We start from the raw sequence: 553 nt of genomic DNA, 5'->3' as shown, positions 1-553 counted from the left end.
TGGTTTTCCACTGAGCCCGCAACTCGAGATCATGGCCGAGAAAATTTCCGGATCCGCCCGTGGGGTCATGCAGCCCGTTGCGTCCGAACGCGCCTCTCGAGGTCGCGAGATACCACGCCCGGTGTTTGAGTTGTACTTCGCAACCCTGACACGGAACCACAATCACCCGCCATCCCGGCGAACTGAAGTTCGACCGAAAAAACGGTCCGAAATTTCCGGTCGGCATATAATCGAAACGTCGTGCGCCAAACAGTGTATCAAAAGCCGAACTCTGGCTATCATGCGCGCTCCGGTCCCCGCTGGCGTAGTCATAATGAATCAGAAATCGCGGCGACCAGGGGAGATCCAGCGTGTACCCGACATCAATGTGCTGAAAATGGGCAAAATGATTGACATGGCCTTTTTTCCCCGTCTGCACGACGCTCTCGATTTCATAATCGATTCTTCCTGGTTTCGGGTCATCATAGAGTCTGGTTCCGAACGTCGAAAACGTTCTGTGCCTGCCGACGGTGGCACTCCGTTGGTCGTTCAATCCGAAATAGTAAGCATTGAG

1 protein-coding gene is annotated in these 553 nt (G+C 54.1%); it reads right to left on the bottom strand.

The features are described 5' to 3' along the window. Nucleotides 1–553 (bottom strand): alginate export family protein (locus J4F31_12410; protein MCE2497355.1); only part of this gene is annotated, 553 nt, incomplete at both ends.

This window comes from Flavobacteriales bacterium, from assembly GCA_021296215.1.
Classification (GTDB): Bacteria; Bacteroidota; Bacteroidia; order Flavobacteriales; family ECT2AJA-044; genus ECT2AJA-044.
This window is presented reverse-complemented; position numbering and strand designations above follow the sequence as displayed.